Here is a 7,398-nt window from a genome sequence, read left to right as displayed (position 1 = left end):
CCTGCGGCAGCTGGAGGACTGGCTGCGCTCCTACCGGCCCGAGGAGCTCTTCGACGCCGAAGGGCGCCCCACCGCGCAGGTCCTCGCCTGCGTCCCCGAAGGCGACCGGCGCCTCGGCGCGAGCCCGCACGCCAACGGCGGCCTGCTCGTCCGCGATCTGCCGATACCTGACCTCGAACGCTTCGCCGTGCCCGTCGACAAACCGGGCGCGAGCCTGCACGAGCCGACCCGGATCCTCGGTGACCTCCTGGAGCAGGTCATGCAGGACACCTCGGAGCGACGCGACTTCCGACTCCAACTACCTGCTCACCTCGCACGTGTGGCGCCAGGACCACAACGGCTTCTCGCACCAGGACCCCGGCTTCGTCGACCACGTCCTCAACAAGAGCCCCGAAGTCGTGCGCGTCTACCTGCCGCCGGACGCCAACACGCTGCTGTCGGTGGCCGACCACGCGCTCCGCAGCCGCGACTACGTCAACGTCATCGTCGCGGGCAAACAGCCCTGCTTCGACTGGCTGTCCCTGGACCAGGCGCGCGCACACTGCGCTCGCGGAGCCGGGATCTGGGACTGGGCGGGCTCAGCCATCGACGGACGCGAGCCCGACGTGGTCCTGGCCGGTCATCTTCGCCTACCACGGCTACCCGTGGCTCATCCACCGCCTGGCCTACCGCCGCGCGGGCCACGGCCATCTGCACGTGCGCGGCTACAAGGAGATGGGCACCACGACCACGCCCTTCGACATGGTCGTGCGCAACGACATGGACCGCTACCGGCTCGTCATGGACGTCATCGACCGCGTGCCCGGCTACGGTGTCCGCGCCGCGGAGCTCCGCCAGAAGATGACCGACACCCGCACCCGCCACCACGCCTGGATCCGGACCCACGGCACCGACCTCCCCGAGGTCGCCGAGTGGACATGGACCGGCTGACGCCCCACGCCGAGAAGGAGTTCACCGCCATGACCGTACGCGTCGGCATCAACGGCTTCGGCCGCATCGGCCGCACCTACTTGCGCGCGGCTCTCGACCGCGCCGAAGCGGGCACCCAGGACATCGAGGTCGTCGCGATCAACGACATCGCTCCGGCCGCCACCCTCGCGCACCTGCTGGAGTACGACTCGACGTTCGGCCGCATCGGGCGCGAGGTCTCGTACGACGACACCTCGATCACTGTGGACGGCCACCGCGTCGCCGTCACCGCCGAACGCGATCCGGCCGCCCTGCGCTGGGCCGACCACGGCGCCGAGATCGTCGTAGAGTCCACCGGCCGCTTCCGCGACCGCGCCTCCGCCGAGCTGCATCTGAAGGCGGGTGCCCACACCGTGCTCCTCTCGGCGCCGGGAAAGGACGTGGACGCCACCATCGTGCTCGGCGTCAACGACGACGCCTACGACCGGCGACGGGACCGCATCGTCTCCGCGGCTTCCTGCACCACCAACTGCGTGGCACCGATGGTCAAAGTGCTCCACGAACGGTTCGGCATCGAGCGCGGCGTGATGACCACCATCCACGGCTACACCAACGATCAGGCCCTGCTCGACGGCCCGCACAAGGACCTGCGGCGGGCCCGCTCGGCGGCCCTGAGCATCATCCCGACCAGCACCGGCGCGGCCCGGGCCGTGGGCCTCGTGGTTCCCGAGCTCGCGGGCGCCCTGGACGGCATCGCGGTACGCGTGCCCGTCGAGGACGGCTCGCTCACCGACCTCGCCGTGGTGCTGGCCCGCGAGACGACCGCCGAGGAGATCAACGCGGCCTTCGCCGAGGCCGCCGACGGCCCGATGAACGGCGTCCTGCGGGTGTCGAACGCTCCCATCGTCTCCCGCGACGTCATCGGCGACCCCGCCTCCTGCGTGTTCGACCCCGCCCTGACCCAGGTGCACGGCACCCTCGCCAAGGTCTTCGGCTGGTACGACAACGAGTGGGGTTACACCCACCGGCTCCTCGACCTCACCGCGCTGGCGGCCGACGACCGGTGAACGCCGAACGGCACGGCACGCCTGTCGCACCCCGCGCGCTGCGGCGCGTGACAGGCGTGGCCCTTGGCACCGCTGCCCCCGGCACCGCTCCCCGTGCGAGTGGTGCACGCCTGGGAGGGGCTTCCCAGGGACGGGGAGCTGGTGAGTCTGCCTGTGCTGCCCGCCCCCTCAGGGGTCGGTGGCCTCTAACCGTCCCGACGAAGTGGAGGTCGAGTTCGGCATCACGCTGGACGGCGAGAGCGGCGCACTGATCGCCAAGGTGGGTGCGGGTGCCTCCCTCACCACCGTGCGGCTCGCCTGGGGCCCGGGACCCCCGTGACCGGGGCGCCACCTGTCGGCTATCAGGTCCGACTGCAGAACGTGCGGCTGCACGTGCGGAGGCCACGCAGGCCTTGTCGATGGCCTACAGCGGCGGCTATCGCATCGCCGAGGTCGAGGCACGCCTGGCCCTCGCCCGGATCCACCACGGGGCCGACGCCCCGGACGCGGCCTGGCAGGAGCTGATCCGAGCCGCGGAGACCGCCCAGGAGATCGGCTACAGGCGGGGCGAGGGCTTCGCGCGAGAGCTTGAAGACCTGCTGTCCGAGGACGGCACCAGCGTCATAGCGGAGGGGCTTCCGCGCTCCGCCCTGGCGCCAGCCAGAACAGCAGCCAGCAGGAGCACATTGCGGACGCCTCGACTGTCGGCGACAAACACCAACAGTCCATCAACGGTTAGGCGTTCGCTGCTTCAGGGTGGAATCTCACTCGGGAGGGCCGACACTTCAGGTTCGGCGTCGAGTCGCCATCCCAGGGTGCTCAGCGACATGAGGGACACGCTGCCACGGCGGTACTGTCCGCAGCAGCGACGGGTCGTCGTGCAGTGCCTGGGCGAGGCTGCGGCGGGCGGCTCGTGCGCGTACGACCATGAGGGCAATGTCGCGGACGCGCTCGGCGGGCAGGTGCTTTTCGACGTTCCCGATCAGCCGCACGACCAGGCCGACCGGATCCGCGATGACCTCCTCGGCAAGACCGGTCACCGGTCAACTCCCCTGATCCGGGCCCGACGGGGCGCAGGTCGCCGAGGAGGTCAGCCTGGGCCGGCGGAGTGGTCTTCGTGGCAAGCCACAGAAGGTGGAAGGCTCCCTCGAGGCGGTGCAGCTGGACATCGACGCCGGCGTCGGCCATCGCCCGGGCGGACTGCTCGCCCTCGTCGCGCAGCGGGTCCAGGCCGGCCGTCACCACGATGGCCGCAGGCAGTTCGCTGAGGTCCGGGGCCAGGGCCGGGGCGGCGCGTGGGTCGGTGCGGTCCGTGTGCGCGGGCAGGTAGGGTCTGCGGCACGATCAGTACCTGGCGGGCCGGCTCCAGTCCGTCCCAGGCCCGGGCCTGTTGGGCGACCACGGCGGCGAGGGTGGCGTCGGCGCTGTCCCCGGCGACCGACAGGCGAGCCGCGTCGATTCCGAACTGCTCGGCGTGCGCCGCGACATAGCGGGTTGCTGCCTGCGCGTCCGCGACCGCCGCCGGGAAGGGGTGCTCGGGGCGAGGCGGTAGGCGACAGACACCACGTTGTGCCCGGTGCTGGTGGCCAGCGCCCTCAGGAAGCCGTTGTGACGGTGGCGGCCGTCGGTGACGAATCCGCCGCCGTGGAAGTACACAAGTCCGCGATCACCGCGGCAAGGGTGGTGCCGGACCGGGGCTGTGCCGCCTCGGGTGGGCGGACGGCCCTGCCAGCCGTACGTGGCCATGACGGCCGGCGTGGCGCGGGTGTCCGCCGTGTAGGTGGGCACCGAATCGGTCCCGCTCACGGCTGTGCCGAGGCTGGGGTGGTCGTGATGACCGCGCCCGCGGTGAGGGTGCGGTGCACCGGGCACTTCTCGGCGATCTCCATCAGCCGTCGGCGCTGGTCGGCGTCGAGTGTGCCGTCCAGCCGGATCTCCCGAGTGATGTGGGAGACCTGCCGGTTCCCGCCGTCGCACGCGGCGCAGCCCGCGGCGTGGATGCGCCGATTGCGGAGCGAGACGGTGACCTTCTCCAGGGGCCAGCCCTTGCGGTCGGCGTACATGCGGACCGTCATGGAGGTGCAGGCACCGAGCGCGGCGAGCAGCAGGTCGTAGGGGCTCGGTCCGCTGTCCGCGCCGGCCGGCTCGGGCTCGTCGGCCGCCAGGACGTGGTGTCCGGCCTGCACCAGCTGCCCGTAGGGGCTGGTTCCGTTCTCGCTGACCGTGACGAGACCGTCCTCCGGGCCTCCGGGGTCGGCCCCAGGAGCCTTCGCCTGCTCAAGGGTGGTGTGCTGTTCGGGCATGTCTGTACTCCTGAGGTCGGTGTGTGGGAACGGCGGTGGTGTGCGGTCCCGTTGGGGTGCCGCACGGTGCCTGTGCGGCGGCGCGCCGAGGCGTCAAGGTCCGGGCTGCGACCGGGGCGTGTCTGCCGGGGCGGGGGTGTAGCGGCCGGCCCACGCGGCCAGGACCGCGGCCGCGTACTGGGCGTCCGCGTGGTTGCTGAGCAGATGGTCGGCGCCGGGCAGGCTGACGTAGGACTTGGGGTGGCGGGCGGTGTCGAAGATCTGCCGCGCGTTGTCGACGTCGACGACCTGGTCGGTCGGGGCGTGCAGGACCAGCAGGGCCGCGTCCAGGGTGCGGATCCGCATCGCCTGGGGCTGTGCGAGGAGGTCGTCGATGAACCGCTGCCGGATGTTGAACGACCGGCCCGCCAGGGTGACGTCGGCTTGGCCGCGCTGAGCGATCTCCTGCCGGTGGTGGGCGAATTGGTGTACGACGTGATCGGGAGCGGCCGGAGCGGCGATCGTCGCGACGGCCCGGACTTCGGGGATGCAGTGGGTGGCGGCGAGCACGGCAGCGCCGCCGAGCGAGTGCCCGATCAGGAGGGACGGTGCCGTGTAGTGGTCGCGCAGGTGGTCGGCCGCGCGCACAAGGTCCGAGACGTTGGAGCTGAAGGTACTGCTCGCGAAGTCGCCGCCGGACTGGCCCAGGCCGGTGAAGTCGAAGCGCAGCACAGCGATGCGGTGGGCGGTCAGGGCTCTGGCGATGCGGGCCGCGGCGTGGCTGTCCTTGCTGCAGGTGAAGCAGTGCGCGAACACGGCATACGCGGCCGGGGTTCGGGCCGGGAGGTCAAGGATGGCCGCCAGCGGCGTGCCCTGTGAGCCGGGGAACGTGAGGTGCGTGCTGGATCCGGTCATCACATCCTCCTGGGTGGTTCTTCGGCCTGGGTGCGGGACCGGGGCCGGGCGGTGTCAGCGGGCGCGGGCCGGGGCATGGAGATCGGCCAGGACGGCCAGTTCGGCCAGCAGGGCGCGCAGCAGGCTCTCGGTGATGTCGTCGCCGGTGAAGACGCCGTCGGCGTCGAAGCGCTGGTGCGACTGGAAGACGGTGACCTCGGGGTGGGCCACGACCGGGGCCTGGATGCGGTGCAGGATCTGGCGCAGGACCAGCTGGCCGCGGGCGGTGCCGAACTGGGAGGGCGAGGCGCCCAGGACGGCGACGGGCTTGTGGCGCAGGGCGTGCCGCCCGGCAGGGCGCGAGAGCCAGTCGAGGGCGTTCATCAGCACGCCGGGGATGGCCGAGTTGTACTCCGGGGTGGCGATGAGGACGCCGTCCGCCTCCCGCACGCGTCGGCTCAGGTCGGCGACGGCGGCGGGTTCGGGGCCGTCCTCGAGGTCCTCGTTGAAGAAGGGAAGCCGGCCAAGACCCTCGTAGAGGTCGATGGTGACACCGTGGGGCGCGAGGTTCTGCACGGCGCGCAGCAGGCCGGTGTTGTGGGAGGAGCGGCGCAGGCTGCCGGAGATCGCGAGGAAGGTCAGGTCGGACATCGCGGAGGGCCCTTCGAAGGAGGCACGGGCGGGGCGGGAGGGCGGTCGGTGCCGGGCCGGCACCAGAGGCGGTGCCGGCCCGGCCGGGCACCGCGGCGTACGCCCGCGGGGCTGCGGGGGCCGACGCGCGGGCCGAGGTGGGGCTGTTAGATCGGGTAGACCGGCTGGGAACTGCGGACGGTGATCCAGCGGGTCTCGGTGAAGGCGTCGATGTTCGCCTCGCCGCCGAAGCGGGCGCCGGTGCCGGACCAGCCCACCCCGCCGAAGGGGATGCGGGCGTCGTCGTTGATGGTCTGGTCGTTGATGTGCACCAGACCGCTGGGGATGCGCTCGGCCAGCTCCAGGCCGGCCATCACGTCGCGGGTGAGGATGCCCAGCGAGAGGCCGTACGGGTCGTCGGCGGCCAGCTGCGCGGCCTCGTCCAGGGTGGTGAACGTCCGCACGGGTACGACCGGGCCGAAGACCTCCTCGGCGTAGGCGGGCGCGTCGTCGGGCACGTCGACGAGGACGGTGGGGCGGTAGAAGAGGTCGTCGTAGGTGCCGCCGGCCAGCAGGCGGGCGCCGGCGGCGATGCTGGCGGTGACCTGGGCGTGGATGGTGTCACGCTGGTGGGCGTTGATGAGGGGGCCGAGGTCGACGTCGGCAGCGGCGGGGTCGCCGACGGTGAGCTGCTCCGCCTTGGCGACCAGGCGCGCGGTGAACTCCTCGGCGATGTCGGCGTGGACGAGGATGCGTCCGGTGGCCATACAGACCTGGCCCTGGTTGAAGAAGGACCCCCAGGCCACCGTGGAGATGGCACGGTCCAGGTCGGCGTCGGCCAGCACGATCATCGGGTTGTTGCCGCCGAGTTCGAGGTGGGCGCGCTTGACGCCGCGGGCCGCCGCCTCGCCGACCTTGCGGCCGGCCCCGGTGGATCCGGTGAAGGAGATGACGCGCACGTGCGGGTCATCGACCAGCGCCGCGCCCGCCGCGCCGTCGCCGGGGACCAGGGTGAGCACGCCCTGCGGCAGGCCCGCCTCCTCGAAGATCCGCATGATGGTGACGCCGCCGCCGACCGCGGTGCGCGGGTCCGGCTTGAGGACCACGGTGTTGCCGAGTGCCAGGGCCGGGGCGACGGACCGGATGGCCAGAATCAGCGGCACGTTGAACGGTGAGATGACGCCGACGACTCCGGCGGGCATCCGGCGGGTCATGCTGAGGCGCGGCTCGGTGGACGGCATGACCTGGCCGGTCGGGTGCGAGCACAGCACGGCCGCCTCGTAGCACTCCTGCTCCGCCTGGTCCGTCTCGAAGGCGGCCCGGGCCCGGGTGCTGCCGCTCTCGCGGATCAGCCAGTCCTGGATCTGAGGAGCGTGGGCGGCGAACAGTTCCCCGGCCCGCCGGAGTATGGCGGCGCGCTCGGTGTGCGGGGTGGCGGCCCAGGCGCCCTTGACCTCGGCGGCGCGGGCGGCGGCGCGGGTGATGTCGCTCGCGTCGGCGGAGCCGATGTGCTCCAGGGTGTCACCGGTGGAGGGGTTGATGACGTCCGTCTTGCCGCCGGAGGCGTCCTGCCAGCCGTCGATGTTGATCTTTCCGGACCAGAGGGCAGGGTCGAACAAAGACATGGGTTCCTCGAA

The 7,398-nt window shown here is 72.0% G+C and carries 7 protein-coding genes and 2 pseudogenes; 3 read left to right on the top strand and 6 right to left on the bottom strand.

Features of this window, described 5'->3' with window-relative positions:
- The 3 genes and pseudogenes from IG74_RS50185 to IG74_RS52465 all read left to right on the top strand — a co-directional run.
- A pseudogene (locus IG74_RS50185) lies at nt 1-930 on the top strand (hypothetical protein); the annotation flags it as partial.
- Between the two features lie 29 nt (nt 931-959).
- The gene (gap, locus tag IG74_RS0139405; protein WP_030687406.1) at nt 960-1,976 is read left to right on the top strand and encodes a type I glyceraldehyde-3-phosphate dehydrogenase; all 1,017 of its coding nucleotides are present in this window, start codon (nt 960-962) and stop codon (nt 1,974-1,976) included.
- Nucleotides 1,977-2,154: 178 nt separating this feature from the next.
- Nucleotides 2,155-2,295: a CU044_2847 family protein gene (locus IG74_RS52465; protein ID WP_158857976.1), complete on the top strand. Its 141-nt coding sequence runs from the start codon at nt 2,155-2,157 to the stop codon at nt 2,293-2,295.
- A gap of 445 nt (nt 2,296-2,740) precedes the next feature.
- Here the strand turns inward: IG74_RS52465 and IG74_RS0139395 are convergent, their stop codons facing one another.
- From IG74_RS0139395 to IG74_RS0139375, 6 genes and pseudogenes are all read right to left on the bottom strand, one after another.
- Nucleotides 2,741-2,995 carry a hypothetical protein gene (locus tag IG74_RS0139395; protein WP_030687402.1) on the bottom strand — a complete coding sequence of 85 codons (255 nt, stop codon included), beginning with the start codon at nt 2,993-2,995 and terminating at the stop codon, nt 2,741-2,743.
- Nucleotides 2,996-3,098: 103 nt separating this feature from the next.
- Nucleotides 3,099-3,701: pseudogene (locus tag IG74_RS54855) on the bottom strand (alpha/beta hydrolase fold domain-containing protein); the annotation flags it as partial.
- A gap of 56 nt (nt 3,702-3,757) precedes the next feature.
- A complete protein-coding gene (locus IG74_RS0139390) occupies nt 3,758-4,258 on the bottom strand; it encodes an OsmC family protein (RefSeq protein WP_051856336.1) in 501 nt (166 codons plus the stop codon).
- Between the two features lie 93 nt (nt 4,259-4,351).
- Entirely contained in the window at nt 4,352-5,152 is an 801-nt protein-coding gene (locus IG74_RS0139385; protein WP_051856334.1) for an alpha/beta hydrolase family protein, read from the bottom strand.
- A 54-nt stretch (nt 5,153-5,206) separates the two neighbouring features.
- Nucleotides 5,207-5,782 (bottom strand): NADPH-dependent FMN reductase, encoded by a 576-nt coding sequence (locus tag IG74_RS0139380; RefSeq protein ID WP_030687395.1) that lies wholly within the window; start codon nt 5,780-5,782, stop codon nt 5,207-5,209.
- 146 nt (nt 5,783-5,928) lie between these two features.
- Nucleotides 5,929-7,386 (bottom strand): benzaldehyde dehydrogenase, encoded by a 1,458-nt coding sequence (locus IG74_RS0139375; RefSeq protein ID WP_030687393.1) that lies wholly within the window; start codon nt 7,384-7,386, stop codon nt 5,929-5,931.
- Between the last annotated feature and the right edge of the window lie 12 nt (nt 7,387-7,398).

It is taken from the genome of Streptomyces sp. NRRL B-1347 (assembly GCF_000720325.1).
Taxonomy (GTDB): Bacteria; Actinomycetota; Actinomycetes; order Streptomycetales; family Streptomycetaceae; genus Streptomyces.
The sequence above is the reverse complement of the archived record's forward strand: the minus strand, read 5'-3'. Positions and strand labels throughout refer to the sequence as shown.